Consider the following 23,930-nt stretch of genomic DNA (forward strand, 5'->3'; position numbering starts at 1 on the left):
TCCTGAGCTGTGGACAATGGGTCGCCGGTCAGCGTCTGACGTGGGCCGAGCCGCCCGCGATGAGTGCCTCGACCTCGGCGAGCGAGGCCATGGAGACGTCTCCGGGCGTGGTCATGGTGAGCGCGCCGTGGGCGGTGCCATAGGCCAGGGCGCGCTCCAGACCGACGCCGTCGAGCAGCCCGTGGATCAGGCCGGCGGCGAATCCGTCGCCGGAGCCGATACGGTCCAGCACCGCCAGGCCGGGCATGCGGGGGCCGGTGACGAAGCCATTGTCGGCGGACCAGGCGGCCGAGGACCAGTCGTTGACCCCGGCCGAGGGAACCCCGCGCAGAGTCGTCGCCAGTACCTTCGCGTCGGGCAGGAGGACGGCGACGCAGGCGAGTGCGTCGGGCACCTCGTCGGCACTGATCCGCACGTCGCCCGGATTCCTCCCGGCCAGGCCGAGGGCGCCCACCACGACGTCGGCGTGCCGGGCAAGCCGCAGATCGACCTCACGGGCGGCGTCGGCGCCGCCCCGGCCGGCCCACAGGCTGGGACGGTAGTTGGGGTCGTAGGAGACGGTGACCCCGTGACGGCGGGCCGCCGCCATCGCCTCGTCGGCGACGTCCACCGTGGTGTCTGACAGGCCCGCGAAGATACCGCCGGTGTGGAACCAGCGCACCCCGGCCGCGAACACGGGGTCCCAGTCGACGTCGCCTTTGCGCAGCTGGGAGACGGCGGTGTGGGCGCGGTCGCTGACGCCGAGCGCGCCGCGTATGCCGTAGCCGCGTTCGACGAAGTTGAGGCCGTTGCGGGCGGTGCGGCCGATGCCGTCGTCGGGCACCCAGCGGATCAGTGCCGTGTCGACGCCTCCCTGGAGGATCAGGTCCTCGACGAGTCGGCCCACCGCGTTGTCGGCGAGGGCGGTCACGACGGCGGTGCGCAGGCCGAAGCAGCGGCGCAGGCCTCGGACGACGTTGTACTCGCCGCCGCCCTCCCAGACCTGGAAGGCCCGGGTGGTGCGGATGCGTCCCTCGCCCGGGTCGAAGCGCAGCATCACCTCGCCGAGGGCCACCACGTCGATCACGCCCTGCTCCTCTCCACCGCGTCGGCGGTCAGCCGACGGATCTCGTCGTAGTCGCCCCGCCGAAGGTGGTCGGTGGTGGCCATCCAGCTGCCGCCGACAGCGAGGACCGCCGGGTGGGCGAGGTAGGCGGCCAGGCGGGAGGCGGCGATCCCGCCGGTCGGTACGAAGCGCACCCCGGGGAAGGGAGCCGCGAGCGCTCGCAGCGTCCGCAGGCCGCCGAGCGGCTCGGCGGGGAAGAGCTTCACGGTGTCGAGGCCCGCCTTCAGGGCCCGCATCAGCTCGGTCGCGGTGGCGACGCCGGGCACCACCGGCACCCCCAGCTCGCGGCACTTCGCGACGACCTCCTCGTCGAAGCCGGGGGAAACGACGAAGCGGGCTCCGGCCGCCACGGCCCGCTCCGCCTGCTCGGGCGTGAGGATTGTGCCGACGCCTACGGCCAGGCCACCGTGAGCGGCCATCTCCTTGAGCACCTGCTCGGCGTCGGGAGTGCGGAAGGTGACCTCGGCGCACCGGGCACCACCCTCCACGAGCGCGTCGGCCAGCGGGCCGGCGGTCGATACGCGCCGCACCGTGAGTACCGGCATCACGCGGGCGCCGTCGAGCACGGAGGCCGGGTCGGTTCCGCTCATCGGCCGAGCCATCCGCCGTCGACGGGCAGGACGACGCCGTGGACGTAGGCGGCGGCATCGGAGGCGAGGAACACCGTGACACCCGCCAGGTCCTCCGCGCCGCCCCAGCGTGCGGCCGGGATGCGGTCCAGGATCGCCTTGCTGCGCACCGGGTCGTCCCGCAGCGCCTGGGTGTTGTCGGTGGCGATGTAGCCGGGTGCGATGGCGTTGACGTTGACGCCGTGCGGGGCCCATTCGTTGGCGAGTGCCTTGGTCAGTCCGGCGATGCCGTGCTTGGCGGCCGTGTAGCCGGGGACGGTGATGCCGCCCTGGAAGCTGAGCAGCGACGCCGTGAAGATGACCTTGCCCTGGCCGCGGGCCACCATCGCCGCGCCGACCGCCCGGGTCAGCGCGAACTGGGCGTTGAGGTTGACGTGGAGCACCAACTCCCAGTCTGCGTCGCTGTGTTCGGCGGCCGGGGCGCGGCGGATCGTGCCCGCGTTGTTGACCAGGATGTCCACCGGCCGCTCCCGCCCGGCGAGGTCCGCGCCCAGGGCCCGTACCGCGTCCGGGTCGGCGAAGTCGGTGCGGATCGCCTCGAACGCACGGCCCGCGGCGCGGACCTCCTTCTCCACCGCGCTGCCGGACTCCTCCAGCGAGGCGCTGACGCCGATGACGTCCGCGCCGGCCCCGGCGAGCGCGCGGGCCATGGCCCGGCCGATGCCGCGCCGCGCTCCGGTGACGACGGCAAGTCTGCCGGTGAGGTCGAAGGCGGTCATACGGTGGCTCCCTGGGCGTCGTCGGTGCAGTCAGTGCAGTCGAGGAGAATCTTCATCACGTCGCCGCCGCCCTCCAGGGCCGCGAAGGCGGCGGGCGCCTGCGTGAGCGGCACGACCTCGCTGATCAGCCGGTCGGCCGGAATGGTGCCGTCGGCTACCAGGGCGACCGCCTTCTCGAAGTCGGAGCGGTCGTACAACCGGGCGCCGACGAGGGTGAGTTCGCGCCAGAAGAAGCGGTGCAGGTTGACCTCGCGGGGGCGGGGGTGAATGGCGACCAGGCACAGACGGCCGCGCACACCCAGCACATCGACCGCCGTGTCCACGCCGCCCGCCGCGCCCGACACCTCGAAGGCGACGTCCGCGCCCGCGTCACCGGTCCACTGCGTGACCAGCGCCGGCACGTCGACATCAGCCGGGTTCCACGCCGTCAGTCCCAACTCCTCGGCGAGCAGCCGACGGTGGGCGCTCAGCTCCACCACCCGGACCTCGGCGCCCGCGGCCCGCGCGACCAGCGCGATGAGGATGCCGACCGGGCCGCCGCCGACCACGACCACCTTCTCCCCTTCGGCGACCTCGGCCCGGCCCACGTCGTGCACCGCGACTGCCGTCGGCTCGACGAGCGCGGCCCGGTCAAGGGGAAGGGCGTCGGGCAGCCGGACGAGCGTCGAGGCGGGCACGATCCAGCGCTGCTGCATCGCACCCGGGGAGTCGATCCCGATGAAGTCCAGGTGCTGACAGACGTGCTGGTGGCCCGCGCGGCAGGCCGGGCAGCTGTCGTCCCAGCGCAGCGGCATCACGGTCACCGCGTCACCGGGCTGCCAGCCCTCCACCTCGGGGCCGACGCGGACGACCCGGCCGGACATCTCGTGTCCCAGGACGGCGGGTGCGGCGACCCGGGCGTCCATGTCGCCGTGGAAGATGTGCAGATCGGTGCCGCAGATGCCGACATAGGCGGGGGCAAGCTCCACCTCACCGGGACCGGGAACGGAGGGCGTGGCGGGAGCCGTGTCCAGGGTGCGGGCGGATGTGTAACGGACGGCGAGTGTCATCGTGTCGTCAGGGTCCCTTCAGCGCGGACGCCGATGGTCAGCAGCAGGTTGGCGTAGGTACGGGTGTCGGCGGTGACGATGGCGAGGGCCAGGTCGGGCGAGCGTGCGGCGTCGTAGAACTCGAAGCGGCCGAGCGTGTCGACCGGAACGGGGGCCAGCATCGAGCGGTACTCGGCGATGGCGGGCGGTTCCGCTTCGCCCTCCGGGGGCACCATCACGTGGGCCGACTCGACGGGCAGGGCGCGTATCAGGACGTCGAGGACGGTGGTGACGTCGAGCAGGCCGGGTGCCAGGTTGAGGTGGACGGTTCTGGCGCGCTCGCCGGTGGCGGTGCTCGCGGGGTAGTGGCCGTCGGCGAGCAGCACACGGGCGCCGTGGCCGGCTCCGGCCAGCGATTCGAGGATGCCGGGGTGCAGCAGTTCCGTCAGGAGCACGGTGTCCCCTCCTTCGTGGGGGCGGGGGTCAGGCGGTAGAAGGCGGTCGCGGTGCCGGCGAGCACCGCGTGGAGCTCGGTGGCGGAGCAGCCGTCCAGGAGTTCCTCGACGGTGGCGGCCAAGCGGTTCCAGCCGCCGGCGAGGATGCAGACCGGCCAGTCGGAGCCGAACATCAGCCGGTCGGGGCCGAAGGCGGAGAGCAGGACGTCCCATACCGGGCGGATGTCGTCGACCGTCCACTTCTCGTGGTCGGCCTCCGTGACGAGACCCGACACCTTGCAGCGGACCTGGGGATACCGGGCCAGTGCCCGCAACTGCTGTGCCCAGTCGGTCAGTTCCCGCCGCGCGATGGGCGGCTTGCCGGCATGGTCCAGGACGAGCGGCAGCTCGGGGAGCCGTTCCGCGAGGCGGATCGCCTGCGGCAGCTGGTGGCTGCGGATCAGCACGTCGTATCCGAGCCCGCGCTCGCCGACCGCTCTCAACCCCCGCTCGACGTCCGGCCGTTGGAGCCAGTGCGGGTCCGACTCGCCCTGCACGACGTGCCGTACGGCCCGCAGGTACCGGCCCGCGCGCCCGGGCCGCAGGTCGTCGAGTACGTCGCCGATCGCGGGGGACGTCAGGTCCGCCCAGCCGACGACGGCGCCGATCAGCGGGTCGCTGTCGGCCAGGGCGAGGAGATCGCGTGTCTCGGGCACGGACGCGACGCACTGGACGACCACCGTGCTGGTCAGTCGCCGTCCGGCGATCGGCCGGGTCGCGGCCGATCGCAGGGCGTGTGAGCTGAAGTTGCGGCGGATCGGCTCGTGGCCCGGTTCGTCCAGCCAGGGCTGCGGCCGGGTGCCCAGGTCCCACACATGGTGGTGGGCGTCGACGAGGGCCTGGACGTCAGACACGAGCGGCCCAGACGGGGCCGTCGGGGTAGGTGTACTCCTTGAGGGATTCGGGGTGCATCTGTGCGCTCAGTCCCGGCAGCGTCGGTGGGAGATAGTGGCCGTCGACGATGCGCACCGGGTCGACGAAGTGCTCGTGCAGGTGGTCGACGTACTCGATGACGCGGTCCGCGGTCGTGCCGGAGACGGCGACGTAGTCGAACATCGACAGGTGCTGGACCATCTCGCACAGGCCGACCCCGCCGGCGTGCGGGCAGACCGGCACGCCGAACTTCGCGGCGAGGAGCAGGATCGCGATGTTCTCGTTGACGCCGCCGACCCGGGCGGAGTCGATCTGCACGATGTCGATCGCGCCGGCCTGGAGGAGCTGCTTGAAGACGACCCGGTTGGCGATGTGCTCGCCGGTGGCGACCTTGATGGGGCTGACGGCCTTGCGTACGGCGGCGTGGCCGAGGATGTCGTCGGGTGAGGTGGGCTCCTCGATCCAGTACGGCCGGTAGGGGGCCAGGGCGCTCATCCAGTCGATCGCGGGCTGGACGTCCCATCTCTGGTTGGCGTCCACCGCGATGCGGATGGAGTCGCCGACGGTCTCGCGGGCCGTGCGCATGCGCCGTACGTCGTCCTCCAGGTCCGCGCCCACCTTCAGCTTGATCTGGGTGAAGCCGTCGGCGACGGCCTCGCGCGCCAGACGGGCCAGCTTCTCGTCGGAGTAGCCGAGCCAGCCGGGGGTGGTGGTGTAGGCGGGGTAGCCCTCGTCGATCAGGTGGCCGATGCGCTGTGCGCGGCCCGGCTCGGCGCGGCGCAGGATTTCCAGGGCCTCCTCGGGGGTGAGGGCGTCGCTGAGCCAGCGGAAGTCGACCTGGCCGACCAGGTCCTCGGGCGACATCTCGCCGAGGAAGCGCCACACGGGCTTGCCGGCGCGCTTGGCGGCGAGGTCCCAGGCGGCGTTCACGACGGCGCCGGTGGCCATGTGGATGGCGCCCTTCTCCGGGCCCAGCCAGCGCAATTGGGGATCGTGCACGAGGGAGCGGGAGAACGCGCCCAGGTCGGCGCAGACCTCCTCGACGGACAGGCCCACCACGTGCGGGGCCAGGGCCGCGATGGCGGCCGCCTGCACGTCGTTGCCCCGTCCGGTGGTGAAGGCGAGAGCGTGGCCCTCCAGTCCGTCGCCGGCGTCGGTGCGCAGGACGACGTACGCGGCGGAGTAGTCGGGTTCGGGGTTCATGGCGTCCGAGCCGTCGAGGTGTTCGGAGGTGGGGAACCGCACGTCCAGAACGTCCAGAGCGGTGATGCGGGCGGATGAGGGCACGGTGGAGGACATGGCGGCAACTCCTCTGGGAGGCAAGGGGGTATCGCTCGCTCCCCTTGCGACGAGACGTGAACGCGGCGGAGGTCGGGCGGCGGGCGACGGCCGCCCGGGTCACTCCTGGACCTTGCCGCCGGTGATGCGGGAGATGGCGAGGGCGCCCAGGATGATCAGGCCGTTGAGGGCGCCGATCCACTGGGCGGGGACGCCGCCGAGCGTGAGGACGTTCTGAATCATGAAGAGCAGGAGGATGCCGCAGAAGGCGCCGAACATGCTGCCCTTGCCGCCGTTGAGGCTGATCCCGCCGATGACGGCGGCGGCGAAGACGGTGAAGATGTACCCGTTGCCCTGGGCCGAGGCCACCGAGGCAAGGCGTCCGGACAGCATCAGTCCGGCGAGGGCGGCGAGCACGCTGCCGGTGACGATGACGATCCACAGCACCCGGTCGGTGCGGATGCCGCCCGCCTTCGCGGCGTCGACGTTGCCGCCGATGGCGTACAGCGAACGGCCGAAGCTGGTCCAGCCGAGCACCACGATCGCGACGGCGAACAGGACCAGGCAGATCCAGATCGAGGCGGGCATCCCGAACCACTGTGCGGTGCCGAGGTAGAGCATCGACTCGGGCAGCTGGAAGAAAGTCTGGCCGCCGGAGATACCGGTGAGGACACCGCGCAGCACGATCAGCATGCCGAGGGTGACGATGAAGCCGTTGAGACCGAAGCGGATGATCAGCAGGGAGTTGATCGCGCCGACGAGCGCGCCCACGGCGAGGGTGACGGGGATGGCCCACGCGCCGGAGAGCAGTCCGAGTCCGTGGCCCGCGCCGACCGGGACCACCAGCCAGGCCGCGACGCCGGGCGCGAGACCCATGGTGGACTCCAGCGACAGGTCCATCTTCTTGACGATCAGGACCATCGTCTGGGCGAGGACCAGCAGAGCCATCTCGGACATGGTCTGGAGGACGTTGACGAGGTTGTCGGCCTGTAGGAAGACCGGGTTGACGATCTGTCCGACGATCGCGATGACCACGATGGCCGGGACAAGCGCGAGGTCGCGCAGGCGGGCCAGGGGTATCCGGCCGCCGAGCAGAGCGATTCGCTTGGGGCCGGCCGCTTCCGTCTCGAGGGTGGGCGTGTCCGCGAGGGCGGTTTCAGGCATCGAGGTCCACTCCTTCCATCGCGGCCACGAGGTCGTGGTCGTGCCAGCCGCGGGCGATCTCTGAGGTCACACGGCCCTGGAACATCACCAGGACCCGGTCGCACATGCGCAGGTCGTCGAGTTCGTCGGAGGCGATGAGCACGCCGGTGCCGGTCTGCGCGGTCTCCTCGACCTTGCCGAGGAGGAACTCCTTGGAGCGCACGTCCACGCCCGCTGTCGGGTTGATCAGCACCAGCAGCCGGGGGTCGTCGGCCAGGGCCCGCGCCATGACGACCTTCTGCTGGTTGCCTCCGGACAAGGCGGAGACGGGCAGTTCGGGACCGGGAGTCTTGATCGCCAGGTGCTCGATCATGCCCTCGGCAAGCCGGTCCCGGCGGCCACGGCTCAGGAACCCGCCCTGGCCCAGCCGCTTGGGCACCGACAGGGTGGCGTTGTCCGCGATCGACATGTCGGGAACGAAGCCCTGGTGGTGCCGGTCCTGGGGGACGAACCCGGCGCCGGCGGCAAGCGCCGCGGGCACACTGCCGGGCCGGGGCCGCCTGCCGGCGATCTCCACCTCGCCCGCCGTTGCCGCCCGCAGCCCCACGACGGTCTCGGCGACCTCGGTCCGCCCGCTGCCGGCGGCCCCCGCGAGGCCGACGATCTCCCCGGCGCCCACCTGGAAGCTGACATCACCGTAGGTGGCGCCACTGTCCAGCGCGCGCACGGACAGCGCGGGCGTGACGGTGGTGTCGTGGGAACTCGACCGCTCCCGCAGCCGGTCGATCGCCGCCTCGCCGGTCATCGCCGCGACCAGCTCGGTGCGGGGCAGTTCCGCGACCGGGGCGGTCACGATGTGCCGGGCATCCCGGAACACCGTCACCATGTCGCAGATCTCGTAGACCTCCTTCAGATGGTGGCTGATGAAGAGGAAGGTCACGCCCTGGCGCTGCAGGTCGCGGATCCGGTCGAAGAGGCGGTTGATGGCCGCCCCGTCGAGCTGGGCGGTCGGCTCGTCGAGGATGATGAACCGGGCACCGAAGGACAGCGCCCGCGCGATCTCCACGAACTGCCGCTGCTCCACGCTCAGATCCCCGGCCGGGGTCTGCGGATCGACGTCCACCGACCACATCGACAGCAACTCCTGCGCCCGTCGGCGCACACCCTGCCAGCTGATCAGGCGGCTGCGGCCACGGTCGTGCCGGTTCAGGAAGAGGTTCTCGGCCACGGTCAGCGTGGGAATGATCGTCGACTTCTGGTAGACGCAGGCCACGCGCTGTCGCCAGGCGTCGCGGTCCGCGAGTCGTGGTGCAGGGCTGCCGCCGAAGGTGACCGTTCCCTCGTCGGGGGCCTGAAGGCCGGTGAGGACCGACACGAGCGTCGACTTGCCGGCTCCGTTGCGGCCCACGAGCGCGTGGGTCTCACCGGGCCCGATGGTGATCCGGGCGCCATCGAGGGCCACCGTCGGACCGAATCGTTTGACTATGCCCGCCGCCTCGACGACGGGCGGGTCCGAGGGTGCCCGTCCGTCGTCCGCCTGGGCGGGCGCGGGGGTGGCTGCTCGCTCCCCGTCACTCATCTCAACCGCCTTGTGCTGGATATCCGTTGGGTTCCTGGTAAAGGGATGTCAGCCGAGGTTGTTGCCCCACAGCGACTTGTCGTCACTCTTGACGCTGGGCACGCCGCCGTAGGTGCCGCCGTCGGCGGTGACCAGCGGGGCGGAGAGCTGGTCCTCGAGCAGGCCGTCGCGGACCTGGATGATCGTGCTGTCATGGTCCGTCTTGCCAGGCTTGAAGGTCTCCCCCTCGATCGCTGCCTTCAGGTAGTACAGGGCGTACTTGGCGTAGAGGTCGGCCGGCTGGGAGACCGTGGCGTCGATCTTCCCGGCGGCTATGTCCTTCAGCTCCTCGGGGATGCCGTCGTTGGACACGACGAACACGTGTTTCTTGTCCTTCGGGTCCACCAACAGACCCTTCTGCTTCAGGACTTGCAGCGTGCCGGACAGGGCGAAGCTGGACTGCATGTAGACGCCCTTGATGTCCGGGTGCTGAGTCAGTCGCGTCTGGAGCTTCTGCGCGGCGACGGCGCCGTCCCAGTTGGTGGCCTCGCCGAACACCTTGATGTCCGGATAGTTCTTCTTCATGCAGTCGTTGAACGCCTCGGTGCGGTCACGGCCGTTGATGGAGTCCAGGCCGCCCTGCAGCATCACCACCTTGCCCTTGCCGCCGAGCTTGGTCCCGAGGTACTGGCAGGCCTTTTCGCCGTAGGCACGGTTGTCGGCGCGCACGACCATGAACACCTTGCCCGTGTCGGGGCGGGTGTCGACGGTGACGACCGGGATCTTCTTCGCCTCCAACTGCGCCAGGGTCGGGGCGATGGCGGCGGTGTCCTGCGGCGCCATCGCCAGACCCTTGACGCCCTGGCTGATGAACGTCTGCGCGTTGGCAGTGAGCTTGGCGACGTCGTTCTGCGAGTTGGTGGTCTTCAGGTCCAGCCCCAGCTCCTTGGCGTACTGGGGCGTGTACTTGATGTACGAGTTCCAGAAGTCGGTGTCGGAGCGCGGGTAGTCGACGCCTACGAGGGGCATGCCACTCGACGACGTCGACGTGGCGGAGCCGCTGCACGCGCTGAGCAACGCCAGTGCGGACAGGGTGGATACGGCGGAACGGAGGGCGGTTCTGAATCTCATCGGTGCTTCCTCGCGCCGGTCCCGTAGCGGGAGATGTTTCGCCTCGACGACATCTGCATATCGCCGTGCAATAGAGATGGGATGTTTATAGACCCGCTCCCGATGCACTGTCTAGCTTCCCGTTCGGCCTATCACAAAGTACCAGTTCAACGGGCACTTAGTGGCTGAGAGGTGACGCGCTAGAACGAGATCCATCCCATCAATCCTCGCCGCCGGATGGACGCAATCAGCCATGAGCTCCTGACAGACATGCCATGTCTGGCAGTCGACAATCGCAACGAACAGGTCAGATAGGGGCGAATTACCTGACTGCCCGATACTTTTCATCCCTGCACGCCGGTTGACATCCCACGGAGACATGGCAGACCTTCATCTCCATGTCGAGTTCGTTCAACAGACGCCACTTCCTGGCCGGTGCCACCTGCGTCGCCACCGCGGCCGTTGCCGGAGGTGTGTTCGGTGCCGGCATCGCCCAGGCGGCGCCCAGCACCTACACACCGGACTGGAACTCCGTCGACCAGCACCCGCCGGCCCCGGAGTGGTTCCAGGACGCCAAGTTCGGCGTCTACTTCCACTGGGGCGTCTTCAGCGTCCCCGCCTATGGCAACGAGTGGTACCCGCGGAACATGTACGAGGCAGGCAACAACGCCAACCAGCACCACATCGCGACCTACGGGCAGCCGTCGGCATGGCCCTACCACAACTTCATCAACGGCGCTCAGGACCTGGCGGGCAACTTCGTACAGTTCGCGCCGAAGCTGAAGTCGGCCGGCGGGAAGTTCGACCCCGACGAATGGGTGCAGCTGTTCGTCGACGCCGGCGCCAGGTTCGCCGGCCCGGTCGCCGAGCACCATGACGGCTTCTCCATGTGGGACAGCCAGGTCAACGAGTGGAACTCGGTGAAGAAGGGCCCGGGCCTCGACCTGTTGAAGCTCTTCTCCACGGCCATCCGCGCGAAGGGCCTCAAGCTGCTGGTGGCCATGCACCACGCGTACAACTTCACCGGCTTCTACGAACACGCCCCCGCCCAGACGGACCCGAGCCTCAAGAAGCTCTACGGGCAGCTGGGGCCGACCGCGGAGAACCAGCTCTGGTACGACAAGCTCAAGGAGGTCATCGACCGCGCCCAGCCCGACATCCTGTGGCAGGACTTCAACCTGACCGCCGTCAACGAACAACAGCGCCTCAACTTCCTCGCGTACTACTACAACCAGGCCGACAGCTGGGGCCGTGAGGTCGTCGCCACGTACAAGGACGGCATGAACGGCAAGGGCGAGGTCTTCGACTACGAGCGCGGCGGCCCGGCCGACCTCACCACCCCGTACTGGCTGACCGACGACAGCATCTCCAGCAGCAGCTGGTGCTACACGCAGGGCATCGGCTACTACACCATCCAGCAGATGCTGCACTCGTTCATCGACCGGGTCAGCAAGAACGGCAACGTGCTGCTGAACATCGCGCCGATGGCCGACGGCACCGTCCCCCAGGCGCAGAAGGACATCCTGCTCGGTATCGGAGACCACCTGAAGCGCTTCGGCGAGTCGGTGTACGCGACTCGAGCCTGGACCGCGTACGGCGAGGGCCCGACGAAAATGGGGGGCGGCTCGTTCACCACTCCGCACGCCGGCACGCCGCAGGACATCCGCTTCACTCGCAACAAGGCCAACACCGTCCTGTACGCCACCGTCCTGGGCTGGCCCGGCAGCTCACTGACGATCAAAACCCTCGGCTCGGACCGGATCAACCTCTCGTCGCTGTCCTCGGTGAAGCTCCTCGGCACTACCGCCGGCACCTACATCGACCTGCCCGCACCGACCCAGAACTCCTCCGGCCTCACGGTCACTCTGCCCTCCTCGGCGCCGTACAGCGCGAACGCCTACGTCCTGAAGCTGGCCTTCTCCGGCACGATCCCGGCGCTGCGGCCGCTCGCAGGAGCCGTCGCCTTCACGGACGTCAACTACACCGGTAACGCCGGCGTGTTCGCCGTCGGCGACTACACCGCGGCCGACCTGACCGCGGCCGGACTGGGCGCGGGCACGCTCTCCTCCCTGCGGCCGGCCCCCGGTTACCAGGTGATCGGCTACTCCGGAGACAACTTCACCGGCACCTCCTGGACCTTCACCGCCGACAACCCCGACCTGCGGGTCACCGGCAACAACGACCGGATCACCTCGCTGAGGGTCCAGTTCAACCCGGCGACGCACTTCCGGGTCACCAACGCAACCAACGGACTTGCCCTGGACAGCGGCGGCAATGTGGCCTCCGGGGCGAACCTCAAGCAGTGGACGTGGGACGGCAGTTCCAACCTGCAGTGGCAGGCGGAGGCGGTCGGGGGCGGCTACTACCGGCTGGTCAACCGCACGAACGGCATGGTCGCCGACGGCTGGGGCGCCACCTCCGACGGCTCTCCCGCCCGACAGGCTCCCTGGAACGGCGGCACCAACCAGCAGTGGAAGATCACCCACAGAGGCGGCGACCGCTACTCGATCGCCAACCGCACCACCGGCCTGGCCCTCGACGGCGGCGGCAACGTCGGCTCGGGCTCCGTCACCAAGCAGTGGACGTACGGCAGCAGCACCAACCTGCTGTGGACCTTCACGGCCCTCTGATCCTTGTTCCCCGGACCCCCGCCGCCGCCCGGTTTCCGTTCCGAGTCGACCGGGCGGCGGTGGGTCACCACGGCGGTGAGTCACCACTGAGAACGCCTGACCGTCATCTGGATCGCGCTGCGGCCGAACGTCGTACAACCCACCGGGGTCCGGTTCGCCCGGCACTGACCCCGCCCTCCGCCCGCGCACCTCGCCCGCGGGACCGACGGGACGTCCGGACGGACGCCGAGCTGCCCACAGTCACGGCGTCCGTGCCGGATACGGAGAGAACGGAGAGCAGGACGAGTGCGCACGCCGGGCCGAGTACGGTCCAGGGCGCCAGCTCGACGTACGGCTGGTTCTCCGACAGCAGGCGGCCCCATTCGGCGGTGGGCGGCTGCTCGCCCAGACCGAGAAAGCCGAGGGAGGCCAGTACGAGGACCGTGGTGGGCAGGCGCAGCAGGGCGTTGCGCAGGACACCCGGCAGTACGGCGGGCAGCAGGTGGTGGCGGAGGAGATAGCCGGGGCCTGCGCCGAAGGAGACGGACGCGAGCATGTGGCCGCTGGCGCGCTCCTGTTCCAGCAACGCCGCGGCCTGGGCTGCGTAGGGCGTCCAGCCGACCATGCAGACCGCGAGGGCGGCACCCGAGGCGGACGGGCCGGTCACCGCGGTGGTCAGCAGTCCGGCGAGGACCGCCGGCATCGTCGACACCACTTCCGTGAGCCCCGCGCCGGCCTGCGCCGCCATGCCGAGCAACAGGCCGGTGAGCGTGCACACCGCGGTCACCGCGAGGGCCACGCCCACCGTGCGCAGCGCGCCGTGGCCGAGGCGGGCCAACAGATCGCGGCCGAGCGCGTCCGTGCCCAACGGGTGTGCGGCCGAGGGCGGGAGCAGTCGGGCCGCCGTGTCCACATGGAGCGGATCGCGGAGCAGTCCGGCGGTGACCAGCGCGAACAGTGCGAGGGCACAGGCGACGGCGGCCCAGCGGGTGAAGCGACCGCGGGAAGCGCCCGGTGCGTGCAGGGCGGGAAGGGCGCCGTCCCGTAGGGCCGGGCCGAGCAGTGCGCGGCGCAGGGCCCGGACGAGGAGGCCGGCGACGACGCCGAGCAGAATGAGGGCCAGGGTCGCGGTCTGCAAGGGTGGCAGGTCCTGCGCGATGGCGGCGTCCAGGGCGAGGCGGCCGAGCCCGGGAATGTTGAAGATCTTCTCCACCGCGACGGCACCACCGACCAGGGCCACGACGGTCGCCAGGAATTGTGGGAGCACCCCGGCCAGCGCGCGCCGCAGCGCATGCCGGGCCACGCGGCCGGGCGCGAAGCCGTAGGCGTGCCAGGTCCGGGCCCACGGCTCGTTGAAGGCGGCGGGCAGCGACTGGTCGAGCAGAGCGCCGATCATCGCCCCGGACGGAACACCGAGGGCGAGCGCGGGCAGGACCATAGACGCCGGTCCCTCCCATCCGCTGGACGGGAACCAGCCCAGCCACACCCCGCACACGGTGGCGAGGAGAGCGGCGAGCAGGAACTTGGGCAGCGCGGCGAGGACGGCGACCCCGATGGCGCCTCTCCTTTGGTGCAGCCGTCGCCGGGAGCCGAGGTAAACGGTGCGGGCGCTGACCAGTGCCGCGACCGCGATGGTGACGACGAGCGCCCCGAGCATCAGCGTGAAGGAGACCGCGAAGGCACCTGTCACCTGCGGCAGCACCGCCTCGCCCGACACCCAGGAGGTGCCCGCGTCGCCCCGCGGCAGCCCGCCCAGCCAGTGCGCGAGATGCGCGAACGGCCCTTCGTCCAGACCCAGTTGCTCCCGAACCGCGGCCAACTGCTCCGGAGTCGGGTCCTGGTCGGCGGAACGGGCCCGCAGGACCGTCAGGGCGGGGTCGTTGCCGGACAGCCAGGGCAGCATGGCCACGGCCGTCAGCAGCGCGGTCCCGGCGGCGAGGCGGCCGAGGCCCGCCCGCCACCGGGACGGGCCGGCCTCGGTACCGACCGACGTGACGCTCACCGGCCGCTACTTCAGGTGGGTGTCGACGTCGATCAGGGAGCGCTCGCGAGGGTCGAGGAGCACACCCTCGACATCGGTGGCGATGCCCTGGACGACCTTCTCGTGGACGAGAGGCACGAGAGCGTCGGTGCGCAGGATCTCGGCTTCGGCCGCCATGATCTTCTGCTGCCGCTTCGTCACATTGCCTTCCACGGCCGCGGACCTGATGGCCTGGTCCACCTCGGGGTCTTTCAGACGGGCGATGTTGTACACGCCGTCGCTCGTGTAGTCACTCGTCAGGTAGGCGACCGCGTCGCCGGTGTCGAGGAGCGTCACCCGGGAGAAGACGAGGGCGTCGTACTTGCCGGCGAGGAGGTCGGCCTCCATCTGCGTGTACTCGCGGACGTCCTGCTTCACGGTGAACCCGGCCTGCTCCAGTTGCTGCTGAAGGACGGTGGCGGCCTCGGGCAGTTCGGCGCGGTTGGTGTAAGTGGCCAGGCGCAGGGTCTTGCCCTTCGTCTCGGCCTTGACCTGCGCGGGTGTCGCGGCCTGGGCGCGGCCGGTGACCTCGAGGCGCTTGTCGGCGGCCCAGGGCACGGCGGGCCCGAAGAGGCCCTGTGCGGGGTCGGCGTACCCGCCGAAGACCGAGTCGACGAGCGCGGAGCCGTCCACGGCCTCACGAGCGGCCGCGCGCAGCGATGGATCGGTGAACAGGCCGCTGCCGGTGTTGAGGACGAGACTGTCGGTCCGTACCGACGGCACTTCATGCCGAGTTTTCGCGTCCAACAGTTTCGCCTGGGCGGTGGGTATCCACTCGGCGATGTCGACGTCGCCGCCGCGCAGGGCGTTGGCGCGGGCGGTGCCGTCGGCTATCCAGGTGATGTCGATGCCGGGGGCCTTGGCCTTGCCGCCCCAGTAGCCGTCGTAGCGGTCGAGGGCCGCCTTGGACTTGCCGGCCAGCTTCGTGAGCTTGAAGGGGCCCGTTCCGGTGCCGACCGGGCTGGCGGCGCCGTCCTTGCCGTACGCCTTGTCGGAGAGGATGGCCAGCGCCGGGCTGGCCAGGCGCAGCGGGAGCACCGGGTCGGCGGCCTTGGTGCTGATGGTGACGGTGTCGGCGTCGTCGGCCTTCGCGGTGAGGGTGACATCGCTGAGGACGCGAGGCTTGGGCGTTGCGGCGTCCGCGTGGTCGAGGGCCTTGACCACGGACTCGGCGGTGACCTTATGGCCGTCCTGGAAGGTGGCCTCGCGCAACTCGAAGGTCCAGGTGGTGGGGTTGACCTGCTTCCAGGACTTCGCCAGCGCGGGCGCGGCGGCGCCGTTCCCGTCCAGGGCAGTGAGGCCTTCGGCCACGGAGAGCTTGCTCAGCACGGTGGCGTCGTTGCTGTAGGGGGACAGCGCCTGCGCCGGCGGCACCGCGAGCGCGATCCTCAGCCGCCCGCCCGGCCCGCCTTCCGCGCCCGAACCGGAGCCCGGTTCGCTCGCCACGAAACATCCGGCCAGCAGCGGGGTGAGGGCCAGCGTCAAGAGGAGACCTCGGGGGGGCGTACGCATGGGTGTCCTGTCGTGCGAGAGGGGTGGCCTGAATCCCGGCACGCCAGAAAGAGCGAGGGGAACCCAGCCAGCATATAAGGCATGCCTAACTTGATCTAACCCCGGTAAGTGAATTCTCAACCAATGAGATCGAGTACGAGGTCACGCCATCCGCGACCGATGGCTTTACCGTGACGCGACCGGGCTCACCCTCGCGACGAGGGCGGGCGGGGCCTGTTCCTCGTCGCCCAGTTCACGCAGCGCTGGGGCACCTGCTACGTGCCCCGCGGCAAGGTGATCTGGACCGAGCAGTCGCTCCACAGCACGTCGGCAGAACCCGACGCAGACATGGCCGAAGCGCTGTTGGGCCGATGGAGCGATGCGGACCGGTGATCACCGTGCCGCGCGGTCAGGCCCTGGCATGACCGGCGCCCGCCGTGCGGCTCAGAACGCCGTGCAGCCTCCGTCCACGGGCAGGACGGCACCGGTGACATACGACGACTCCGGGCAGGCGAGGAAGAGTGTGGCGAGCCTGCGGAGCAGGATGGACTCCTCTCCGACGCGCTGGTAGGCAGCAGGGTCGGGGCGTCGCTGGAACGAGGCCTCGATGATCGGCGTCATGATCAGACCGGGCGCCACGATGGCGGCGCCGCGCGCGAGCGCGATGAGGCCGCCCTTGGCGGCGGAGTACAAGGTCTGGTTCGGCATGCCGACCATGCCGAGGCGAGAGCTGACGCACACCATCGCCGCTCCCGACTCGGGGGCCAGCGGCATCAGGTGCTTCATGACCAGGAACGCGCTCAGCAGGTTGCTGTGGAGAGGTCGCCCGCGAGGTAGAGATCGTCGCGGCGGAAGTGGGAGGCGACCGCCTGGCCGATCCCGCTCGATGCTCCGGTGATCACGGCGTTCACGTCCCGCAGTCTCATGTTCGTTCCTCTTCAGTGGTGGACAGGCCAGTACCGGTACCGGCGGCCGTCAGGCCAGCACCTGGCCGCTGCCGGCGAGGACCTCGGGGCGGAGCAGGGCGGTGAGGGTCTCGGCGGGCAACAGGCCCTTCTCCAGGACGAGTTCGGCGACACCGCGGCCGGTGGCGAGGGCCTCCTTGGCGATGTCGGTGGCCGCCGTGTAGCCGATGTGCGGGTTGAGGGCGGTGACCAGGCCGATGGAGTTCTCGACCGTCGTGCGCAGCACCTCGGTGTTGGCGGTGATGCCGGACACGCAGCGCTCGGCGAGGGTCAGGCAGGCCGCGCGCAGATGCGTGATCGACTCCGACAGGGAGTGCAGGATGATCGGCTCGAAGGCGTTGAGCTGGAGCTGACCGGCCTCGGCGGCCATGGTGATGGCGACGTCGTTGCCGATCACCTCGAAGGCGACCTGGTTGACGACCTCCGGGATCACCGGGTTGACCTTGCCGGGCATGATGGACGAACCGGCCTGCACCGGCGGCAGGTTGATCTCGCCGAGACCCGCGCGCGGACCGGAGGACAGCAGGCGCAGGTCGTTGCAGCTCTTGGACAGCTTGACGGCGATCCGCTTGAGCACGGCCGACATCTGCACGAACGCCCCGCAGTCCTGGGTCGCCTCGACCAGGTTGGCGGCCGTGACCAGCTGGAGCCCGGTGATCCCGGCGAGGTGGCGGCGGGCCGACTCCGCGTACCCGACGGGGGCGTTGAGGCCGGTGCCGATGGCCGTGGCACCCAGGTTGATCTCATGGATCAACTCCACCGCTTCCGCGAGCCGGCTGCGGTCCTCCTCGATCATGACGGCGTATGCGGAGAACTCCTGCCCGAGCGTCATCGGCACCGCGTCCTGCAACTGCGTGCGGCCCATCTTCAGCACGTCACGGAACTCGACGGCCTTACGGGCGAACGCGTCCTGAAGTACGGCCATCGCCTTGAGCAGCCCGCGCACCGCGAACACCGTCGCGACCTTCACGGCGGTCGGGTAGACGTCGTTCGTCGACTGCCCGAGGTTGACGTCCTCGTTGGGGTGCAGGAACCCGTACTGCCCCTTCTCGTGCCCGAGCAGCTCCAACGCCCGGTTGGCCACGACCTCGTTGGCGTTCATGTTGGTCGAGGTGCCGGCTCCGCCCTGAATGACGTCGACGACGAACTGGTCGTGCAGCTTGCCGGACCGGATCTCACGGCACGCGGCGACGATCGCGGCCGCCTTCTCCGCCGCCAGCAGCCCGAGCTCCTCGTTGGCGAGGGCGGCGGCCTCCTTGACGGCGGCCAGGGCATCGATCAGGTGCGGGTACGCGGAGATCGGCGTCCCCGTGATCGGGAAGTTCTCCGTGGCGCGCAGCGTGTGCACACCCCAGTACGCCTCGGCGGGAACATCCCGATCGCCCAGAAGATCATGCTCACTGCGGGTGACTGGGGTCATGGGGCTGGGGCCCTCTCTCGGGAGGCATGGTGGGAGGCCTTCCGCGCCGCTGCACGGAAGGCCCCCGCGGTGTCACCGGTGTCGTACCTGCTCAGAGCAGGCGATCCTTCGCCTTGTAATAGGCGCCGCCGAACGGCAGGAACCAGGGAGTGCCGTTGTAGAAGGGAACGGGCACCTTCGGGAAGCCGAAGCCGCGCAGCGGGTTGGCCTCCGGCTTGCCGTCCATCATCTCGGCGACCGCGCGGCCCATGTAGGTGGCCATCTGGACGCCGTGGCCGCAGTAACCCATGGAGTAGTACAGGCCGTTCACCTCGCCCGCATGCGGAATGCGGTCCCAGGAGAAGCCGACCATGCCGCCCCACACGTAGTCGATGCGCACCCCCGCCAGCTGCGGGAAGATCTCCGTCATCTCCCGCTTGAGGATGTCACCGCTCTTGACGTCGGACGCCGGATTGGACGGGGCGAAGCGGGCCCGGCCACCGAAGGCGAGGCGGTTGTCGGGGGTGAGGCGGACGTAGTGGCCGACGTTCTTGTGGGCGACCAGCAGGCGGCCGTTCGGGATGAGCTCCTTGGCGCGCTCCTCCCCCAGCGGCTCGGTGACGATGATGAAGCTGCCGACGTTGATCAGCCGCTTGCGGAACCACGGCATCGACTTGTCGGTGTAGGCGTCGGTCGCGGCCATGACCTGCTTGGCACGGACGGTGCCGTGCATGGTCTCCACCAGGAAACCGCCGCCGGGCAGGCGGTGGAGGCCGGTGGCGGCGTTGCGCTCGTGGATGTCGGCCCCGGCCCGCTCGGCCGCGCCCGCCAGACCGCCGACGAACTTGCCCACGTGCAGGGCCGCGCTGTCCGGGTCGAGCAGGGCGCCGTGGTAGTAGTCCGTGCCGAGTTCGGCCCGCAGTTCGCTCTTGCTCAGGACGACCGTCTCGTGGCCGAAGTTGTCGGCCAGGTCACGCTGCTTGGCGCGCAGGCCGTCGAAGTGGCCGGGCTTGCAGACCGCGCCGAGGCGCCCGGCGCGGTTGAAGTCGCAGTCGATGTTCTCGGTTCGGGTGAGCGCCTCGACGAGGTCGACCGCGTCGCGGAAGGAGTCGTAGAGCTCGCGGGCCCGCTCCTGCCCGTAGCGCTTGCGCGCCTCGGCGGGGCTGATGGTGATGCCCTGGGTGCACATGCTGCCGTTGCGCCCGGAGGCGCCGGAGCCGACCTTGTCCTTCTCGACGAGGACGGTCCGGGCACCCTTGCGGGCGGTGTGGTAGGCGGTGGACAGGCCGGTGAGGCCGCCGCCGATCACCACCACGTCCGCCTCTTCGGGCAGGTCCTTTCCGGAACGGTCGGGCAGGGCGGGGGCTGTGTCCAGCCAGTAGGGGATCTGCTTCATGGCGTACGTCCTCTGATGTTCTTTCAGTCCTGTGTCGCCGGTGCGCCGTGGGTCAGCAGCCGAGGAGCTTCGGCAGGCCCGACAGGTCGGGCAGCTCGTCGTAGGGCTGGTAGTCGGCGCTGCCCTTGCGGCCGTAGCGGTTGATCCACACCCGGCGCTTCAGGCCGAGGTCGCGGGTGGGGATGTGGTCGTACTCCCAGCCCTGGGCGACGTGAATGACCTGCGACGACTCGACGCCCATGGTCCGGAAGGCGTGCTTGAAGGTCTGGCGGTCCGGCTTGTAGGCGCCGGCCTGCTGGGCGGTGATGACGTAGTCGAACTCGACGCCGATGTTCTCGACGTTCCGCGCGATCAGGTTGTCGTCGGAGTTGGAGATGATGGCGATCTCGTACTTGGTCTTCAGCTTCCGCAGGGCCTCCGGGACCTCCGGCCAGGGGCCGAAGGTGGGGACGGCGTCCACGAGGGCCTCGCCGTCGGTCTCGCGGTACTCCAGGCCGTGCAGGCGCATGGCATTGCGCAGGCTGGAGTGCAGGACCTCGTGGTAGGGGCGGTAGGCCTCCAGGACGGCCTGGAAGCGCATGACGCGGAAGTCGTCGAGGAACTCGTCGACATCCAGGTTGTCCAGATCGAGCCGGTCCTCCAGGACCTTCAGGGTCGTGGGGCCGAGCTCGAAGTTGATCAAGGTGGCGTAGGCGTCGAAGGTGACGATCTCTCTCATGGTGTTCAGCCTCAGTCTCGCGGGTTTCCAGAGTGGGTGGGGGCTTCAGACGACGCGTTCGCCGGGGGCGACGATCGCGTCGAGTACGGCCAGGTCGGCCGGGCTCGGTATCCAGTCGGCCGCCGCCGCGTTGGCGGCGACCTGTTCGGGGGTCATGGCTCCGCAGATGACGGAGCCCACGGCGGGGAGGGCCGCCAGTGCGCCGACCGCGACCTGGAGGAGGGTCAGACCGCGATCGGCGCCGTACTCGGTGAGCGCCTCGACCTTGTCGAGGGCCGCATCGGTGAGCCAGCCCTGCCGCCAGGACAGCCGGCTGCCGGGCGGGGGCTTCTCGCCGCGCCGGTACTTGCCGCTGAGCAGGCCGTTGGCCAGCGGGTAGTACGGCAGCAGACCTACGCCGTGGCGCAGGCAGGCCGGGATCAGGTCCTGCTCCACGCCGCGGTCGAGCAGGTGGTACCGGTCCTGGGTGGACACGAAGGCGTCCGTGACGTGCTCGGCCGGGAGGTTGGAGCAGCCGACGTACCGGATCTTGCCCTCGTGGACCAGCTCCCGGAGGGCGGCGACCGTCTCCTCCAACGGCGTGACGCCGTCCGGCTCGTGGTACTGGTACAGGTCGATCCGGTCGGTGCCGAGCCGGGTCAGCGATGCCTCGACCGCGTACCGGATGTAGGCCCGGGCCCCGCGCGGGCCGTACATGTCGGCGTCCCGGCCCATCTCCATGCCGAACTTGGTGGCCAGCACCACGTGGTCGCGGCTGCCCTTGAGCGCGGCCCCGAGGAGCCGTTCGCCGTCGCCGCGCGAGCCACCCCCCTCACCCGACCCGCCGTACATGTCGGCGGTGTCGAACAGGGTGATCCCCGCGTCGAGCGCGGCATGGACGACGGCCTTGGTGCCCTCCTCGTCGAGGCGGGCGCCGAAGTTGTTGCCGCCGACGCCGACCACCGACACGGCCGGGCCGCGCTCTCCGAGTTTGCGGTATCTCATGACCGGTTCCCGAACCCGATGCAGACGTTCTTGGTCTGCAGGTAGCTGGCCAGGCCTTCGAGACCCTTCTCCCGGCCCCAGCCGCTGTGCTTGTAGCCGCCGAAGGGCAGCTCGACGCCGGTGCCGACGCCGGTGGCGTTGACATAGACCTGACCGGCCCGGATGCCCTCGGCCATCCGCATCGCCTTGTCGATGTCGCGGGTCCACACGTACGAGGCGAGGCCGTACGGGCTGTCGTTGGCGATCTCCAGGGCCTCGGCCGCGTCGTCGAACTCGATGACCGTGACGACGGGGCCGAAGATCTCCTCGCGGGCGCACCGGGCCTGGTTGTCCAGTCCGGTGAGGACGGTCGGCCGGACGTAGTAGCCGTCGGCCAATTCGGGGTCGGCGGGGGCGCCTCCGCCGGCCCGTGCCACGGCGCCTTCCTCGCGGGCCAGTTCGAGGTAGCCGAGGACCCGGTCCCGCTGGCGTGCGGCGACGAGGGGGCCGACGTCCGGGTCGCTGAGACCGGGGCCGATGCTGAGGGCGGCGGCGTGCGCGACGAGCTTGTCCAGGAACTCCTCGGCACCGCGCTGGAGGAGCAGCCGGGTGCCGGCCGAGCAGGTCTGCCCGGCGTTGCCGAAGGCCGAGGCGGCGACTGCGCCGAGCGCCAGGTCGAAGTCGGCGTCCGCGAAGACGACGACCGGCGACTTGCCGCCCAGTTCCGTGACCGAGGGAACCACGTTGGCGGCGGCCGCCTGGGCGACCTTGATGCCGGTCGGCACCGAGCCGGTGAAGGTGACCTGGTCGATGTCCGGGTGGCCGGCGAGGGCCGCGCCGGTCTCGCCGTCGCCGGGGACGACGTTCAGCACGCCCGGCGGGAGACCGCAATCCAGGGCGATCCTGCCGATCTCCAGCGGGGTCAGCGGCGCCTCGGGGGACGGCTTGAGCACCACCGTGCAGCCCGCTGCCAGCGCCGGGGCGGAGCCCCTCGCGGTGTTCTGGAGGGGGTAGTTGAACGGGATGATGTGGCCGGAGACGCCGATCGGCTCACGGACGGTGTAGTCGAGCAGGCCGGGGCCGAGCGGGATAGTCGAGCCGCCGAGCTTGTCGGCGACGCCCGCGTAGAACTCGAAGTAGCGGGCGGCCGCTTCGACATCCGCCTTCGCCTGGCGCAGCGGCTTGCCGACGTCCTGGCTCTCCAGACGGGCCAGACGTTCGCCCTGGTAGCGGATGGCCTCCGCGATCCGGTACAGGATGCGCCCCCGGTCCGCGGCACGCATCCCGGCCCACTCGGGAGCGGTGAAGGCCGCGCGTGCGGCGGCCACCGCCTGGTCCACGTCCGCCTTGCCGGCCAGCGCCACCTGGGCGATGGCCGTGTCGTTCGACGGGTCGAGGACGGTGAAGGAGCGTCCGTCGGCGGCGGGGACGTGCTTGCCGTCGATCAGCAGCTCGGTCAGCTGCAGTTCGTCGCTCATGGCTGGATCTCCCCCAGCACCTCGCCGAAGATGACGACCTCGTCGCCCGGGCGGACCGTGCGGATCCGGCGGACCCAGAGCACGATGCCGTCCTGCGGCGCGGTGACCTCTTCCAGCGTGTTGCCGTAGTGGTCGACGATGTGGGCGATCAGGTCGCCTTCCTTGCAGGTCTCCCCCGGCTCGGCGCGTGCGACGAAGAAGCCGCCGGAGGCGGAGCGGGCGAAGGTGCCGGAGACCGTCGTATAGGTGTCCCGCAGCGATGCCTCGCCGTCGATCATGCCGAGGCTGCGCAGGATGTTGCGGATCGAGTTCATGTGATGCTCGACGTTGGTCTCGCGGTAGGTGGCGCCGCCGCACTCGATGGTGATGGCGGGCTTGCCGGCCTCGAGGACGGGGTGGCGGACCGTGCCGCCCCACTTGCCGCCCTTCCAGACCAGCTCGTGCCCGGCGGCCAGGGCCAGGTCCGTCGCCAGGTTCTCGTAGCCGCCCTGGAGGATGACGAGGGGGGCGATCTCGCCGTAGGCGCCACCGGTGTGCAGGTCGACCACGGCGTCGACGGCCGGCACGACCTGCTCGACGAAGGTGGCGGCCAGACGCTGCGAGTACGAGCCCTCGGCGTCGCCCGGGAAGATCCGGTTGAGGTTGAGGTGGTCGATGCCGCTGGCGCGGGCGGCCGCCTCGAAGGCCGGGGTGTTCAGGCAGGGGATGCCGACGACGGTGCCGCGCAGCGTGGCCGGGTCGAGCTCGGCGAGCACACGGCGGATGGCCTCCTGGCCGTCGTACTCGTCGCCGTGCACGCCCGCGTCCACACACAGGACCGGGCCGTCCTGGACGCCGTTGACGACGATCAGCGGAATGCCGAGCTCCACGCCGTAGCTGCTGGTGCCGACGGGGATGAGGCCGTGCGCACGCTCGCCGGGGGCGACGGTCAGCGGACCGATGGAGTACATGTGG

Annotated in this window: 21 protein-coding genes; 1 reads left to right on the forward strand and 20 read right to left on the reverse strand. The window is 70.3% G+C overall.

Annotated elements, in window-relative coordinates:
• Positions 1 to 28 precede the first annotated feature (28 nt).
• The 10 genes from ACFYX4_RS35915 to ACFYX4_RS35960 all read right to left on the reverse strand — a co-directional run bounded on the left by ACFYX4_RS35915 (position 29) and on the right by ACFYX4_RS35960 (position 9,958).
• Positions 29 to 1,066 (reverse strand): sugar kinase, encoded by a 1,038-nt coding sequence (locus tag ACFYX4_RS35915; RefSeq protein ID WP_389342762.1) that lies wholly within the window; start codon positions 1,064 to 1,066, stop codon positions 29 to 31.
• A complete protein-coding gene (locus ACFYX4_RS35920) occupies positions 1,063 to 1,695 on the reverse strand; it encodes a bifunctional 4-hydroxy-2-oxoglutarate aldolase/2-dehydro-3-deoxy-phosphogluconate aldolase (protein ID WP_389342765.1) in 633 nt (210 codons plus the stop codon). Before ACFYX4_RS35920 ends, ACFYX4_RS35915 begins: the two co-directional genes overlap by 4 nt.
• Positions 1,692 to 2,453, reverse strand: coding sequence for an SDR family NAD(P)-dependent oxidoreductase (locus tag ACFYX4_RS35925; RefSeq protein ID WP_389342769.1), 762 nt, complete (start codon positions 2,451 to 2,453; stop codon positions 1,692 to 1,694). The genes ACFYX4_RS35920 and ACFYX4_RS35925 overlap by 4 nt, the downstream gene beginning before the upstream one ends.
• Positions 2,450 to 3,502 carry a zinc-binding dehydrogenase gene (locus ACFYX4_RS35930; RefSeq protein ID WP_389342772.1) on the reverse strand — a complete coding sequence of 351 codons (1,053 nt, stop codon included), beginning with the start codon at positions 3,500 to 3,502 and terminating at the stop codon, positions 2,450 to 2,452. Before ACFYX4_RS35930 ends, ACFYX4_RS35925 begins: the two co-directional genes overlap by 4 nt.
• Positions 3,499 to 3,936: an RbsD/FucU domain-containing protein gene (locus ACFYX4_RS35935; RefSeq protein ID WP_389342775.1), complete on the reverse strand. Its 438-nt coding sequence runs from the start codon at positions 3,934 to 3,936 to the stop codon at positions 3,499 to 3,501. The genes ACFYX4_RS35930 and ACFYX4_RS35935 overlap by 4 nt, the downstream gene beginning before the upstream one ends.
• Positions 3,927 to 4,829 (reverse strand): amidohydrolase family protein, encoded by a 903-nt coding sequence (locus tag ACFYX4_RS35940; protein ID WP_389342778.1) that lies wholly within the window; start codon positions 4,827 to 4,829, stop codon positions 3,927 to 3,929. Before ACFYX4_RS35940 ends, ACFYX4_RS35935 begins: the two co-directional genes overlap by 10 nt.
• A complete protein-coding gene (locus ACFYX4_RS35945) occupies positions 4,822 to 6,147 on the reverse strand; it encodes an L-fuconate dehydratase (protein ID WP_389342781.1) in 1,326 nt (441 codons plus the stop codon). Before ACFYX4_RS35945 ends, ACFYX4_RS35940 begins: the two co-directional genes overlap by 8 nt.
• A 99-nt stretch (positions 6,148 to 6,246) precedes the next feature.
• Complete coding sequence (locus tag ACFYX4_RS35950) at positions 6,247 to 7,290, reverse strand: ABC transporter permease (RefSeq protein WP_389342784.1); 1,044 nt, start codon at positions 7,288 to 7,290, stop codon at positions 6,247 to 6,249.
• On the reverse strand, positions 7,283 to 8,848 hold the full coding sequence (locus ACFYX4_RS35955; protein WP_389342787.1) for a sugar ABC transporter ATP-binding protein: 1,566 nt from the start codon (positions 8,846 to 8,848) through the stop codon (positions 7,283 to 7,285). The genes ACFYX4_RS35950 and ACFYX4_RS35955 overlap by 8 nt, the downstream gene beginning before the upstream one ends.
• A gap of 48 nt (positions 8,849 to 8,896) precedes the next feature.
• Entirely contained in the window at positions 8,897 to 9,958 is a 1,062-nt protein-coding gene (locus ACFYX4_RS35960; protein ID WP_389342790.1) for a sugar ABC transporter substrate-binding protein, read from the reverse strand.
• Positions 9,959 to 10,335: 377 nt separating this feature from the next.
• Between ACFYX4_RS35960 and ACFYX4_RS35965 the strand changes: the two genes are divergently transcribed.
• On the forward strand, positions 10,336 to 12,567 hold the full coding sequence (locus tag ACFYX4_RS35965) for an alpha-L-fucosidase (RefSeq protein WP_389342793.1): 2,232 nt from the start codon (positions 10,336 to 10,338) through the stop codon (positions 12,565 to 12,567).
• 103 nt (positions 12,568 to 12,670) lie between these two features.
• Here the strand turns inward: ACFYX4_RS35965 and ACFYX4_RS35970 are convergent, their stop codons facing one another.
• The 10 genes from ACFYX4_RS35970 to ACFYX4_RS36015 all read right to left on the reverse strand — a co-directional run bounded on the left by ACFYX4_RS35970 (position 12,671) and on the right by ACFYX4_RS36015 (position 23,926).
• A complete protein-coding gene (locus tag ACFYX4_RS35970; RefSeq protein WP_389342915.1) occupies positions 12,671 to 14,449 on the reverse strand; it encodes an ABC transporter permease subunit in 1,779 nt (592 codons plus the stop codon).
• A gap of 105 nt (positions 14,450 to 14,554) precedes the next feature.
• Positions 14,555 to 16,078: an ABC transporter substrate-binding protein gene (locus tag ACFYX4_RS35975; RefSeq protein WP_389342796.1), complete on the reverse strand. Its 1,524-nt coding sequence runs from the start codon at positions 16,076 to 16,078 to the stop codon at positions 14,555 to 14,557.
• A 423-nt stretch (positions 16,079 to 16,501) separates the two neighbouring features.
• On the reverse strand, positions 16,502 to 16,843 hold the full coding sequence (locus ACFYX4_RS35980) for an SDR family NAD(P)-dependent oxidoreductase (protein WP_389342799.1): 342 nt from the start codon (positions 16,841 to 16,843) through the stop codon (positions 16,502 to 16,504).
• 14 nt (positions 16,844 to 16,857) lie between these two features.
• A complete protein-coding gene (locus ACFYX4_RS35985) occupies positions 16,858 to 16,983 on the reverse strand; it encodes a hypothetical protein (RefSeq protein ID WP_389342802.1) in 126 nt (41 codons plus the stop codon).
• Positions 16,984 to 17,032: 49 nt separating this feature from the next.
• Entirely contained in the window at positions 17,033 to 18,442 is a 1,410-nt protein-coding gene (gene aspA, locus ACFYX4_RS35990; protein WP_389342805.1) for an aspartate ammonia-lyase, read from the reverse strand.
• Positions 18,443 to 18,533: 91 nt separating this feature from the next.
• Positions 18,534 to 19,817 carry an NAD(P)/FAD-dependent oxidoreductase gene (locus tag ACFYX4_RS35995; RefSeq protein ID WP_389342808.1) on the reverse strand — a complete coding sequence of 428 codons (1,284 nt, stop codon included), beginning with the start codon at positions 19,815 to 19,817 and terminating at the stop codon, positions 18,534 to 18,536.
• Positions 19,818 to 19,869: 52 nt separating this feature from the next.
• A complete protein-coding gene (locus ACFYX4_RS36000) occupies positions 19,870 to 20,535 on the reverse strand; it encodes a haloacid dehalogenase type II (protein WP_031484183.1) in 666 nt (221 codons plus the stop codon).
• Between the two features lie 45 nt (positions 20,536 to 20,580).
• Entirely contained in the window at positions 20,581 to 21,519 is a 939-nt protein-coding gene (locus ACFYX4_RS36005; RefSeq protein ID WP_389342813.1) for an aldo/keto reductase, read from the reverse strand.
• Positions 21,516 to 22,976, reverse strand: a complete 1,461-nt coding sequence (locus ACFYX4_RS36010) for an aldehyde dehydrogenase family protein (protein WP_389342816.1) — start codon at positions 22,974 to 22,976, stop codon at positions 21,516 to 21,518. Before ACFYX4_RS36010 ends, ACFYX4_RS36005 begins: the two co-directional genes overlap by 4 nt.
• Complete coding sequence (locus ACFYX4_RS36015; RefSeq protein WP_389342819.1) at positions 22,973 to 23,926, reverse strand: succinylglutamate desuccinylase/aspartoacylase family protein; 954 nt, start codon at positions 23,924 to 23,926, stop codon at positions 22,973 to 22,975. The genes ACFYX4_RS36010 and ACFYX4_RS36015 overlap by 4 nt, the downstream gene beginning before the upstream one ends.
• Between the last annotated feature and the right edge of the window lie 4 nt (positions 23,927 to 23,930).

This window comes from Streptomyces sp. NPDC002328 (assembly GCF_042890065.1).
Lineage (GTDB): Bacteria > Actinomycetota > Actinomycetes > Streptomycetales > Streptomycetaceae > Streptomyces.

Coding starts and splice junctions, on each gene's coding strand:
- ACFYX4_RS35920 (WP_389342765.1), bottom strand. CDS start 1,695: ATGAGCGGAACCGACCCGGCCTCCGTGCTCGACGGCGCCCGCGTGATG.
- ACFYX4_RS35925 (WP_389342769.1), bottom strand. CDS start 2,453: ATGACCGCCTTCGACCTCACCGGCAGACTTGCCGTCGTCACCGGAGCG.
- ACFYX4_RS35930 (WP_389342772.1), bottom strand. CDS start 3,502: ATGACACTCGCCGTCCGTTACACATCCGCCCGCACCCTGGACACGGCT.
- ACFYX4_RS35945 (WP_389342781.1), bottom strand. CDS start 6,147: ATGTCCTCCACCGTGCCCTCATCCGCCCGCATCACCGCTCTGGACGTT.
- ACFYX4_RS35950 (WP_389342784.1), bottom strand. CDS start 7,290: ATGCCTGAAACCGCCCTCGCGGACACGCCCACCCTCGAGACGGAAGCG.
- ACFYX4_RS35955 (WP_389342787.1), bottom strand. CDS start 8,848: ATGAGTGACGGGGAGCGAGCAGCCACCCCCGCGCCCGCCCAGGCGGAC.
- ACFYX4_RS35960 (WP_389342790.1), bottom strand. CDS start 9,958: ATGAGATTCAGAACCGCCCTCCGTTCCGCCGTATCCACCCTGTCCGCA.
- ACFYX4_RS35965 (WP_389342793.1), top strand. CDS start 10,336: ATGTCGAGTTCGTTCAACAGACGCCACTTCCTGGCCGGTGCCACCTGC.
- ACFYX4_RS35970 (WP_389342915.1), bottom strand. CDS start 14,449: ATGCTGCCCTGGCTGTCCGGCAACGACCCCGCCCTGACGGTCCTGCGG.
- ACFYX4_RS35975 (WP_389342796.1), bottom strand. CDS start 16,078: ATGCGTACGCCCCCCCGAGGTCTCCTCTTGACGCTGGCCCTCACCCCG.
- ACFYX4_RS35980 (WP_389342799.1), bottom strand. CDS start 16,843: ATGAAGCACCTGATGCCGCTGGCCCCCGAGTCGGGAGCGGCGATGGTG.
- ACFYX4_RS35985 (WP_389342802.1), bottom strand. CDS start 16,983: ATGAGACTGCGGGACGTGAACGCCGTGATCACCGGAGCATCGAGCGGG.
- aspA (WP_389342805.1), bottom strand. CDS start 18,442: ATGACCCCAGTCACCCGCAGTGAGCATGATCTTCTGGGCGATCGGGAT.
- ACFYX4_RS35995 (WP_389342808.1), bottom strand. CDS start 19,817: ATGAAGCAGATCCCCTACTGGCTGGACACAGCCCCCGCCCTGCCCGAC.
- ACFYX4_RS36000 (WP_031484183.1), bottom strand. CDS start 20,535: ATGAGAGAGATCGTCACCTTCGACGCCTACGCCACCTTGATCAACTTC.
- ACFYX4_RS36005 (WP_389342813.1), bottom strand. CDS start 21,519: ATGAGATACCGCAAACTCGGAGAGCGCGGCCCGGCCGTGTCGGTGGTC.
- ACFYX4_RS36010 (WP_389342816.1), bottom strand. CDS start 22,976: ATGAGCGACGAACTGCAGCTGACCGAGCTGCTGATCGACGGCAAGCAC.
- ACFYX4_RS36015 (WP_389342819.1), bottom strand. CDS start 23,926: ATGTACTCCATCGGTCCGCTGACCGTCGCCCCCGGCGAGCGTGCGCAC.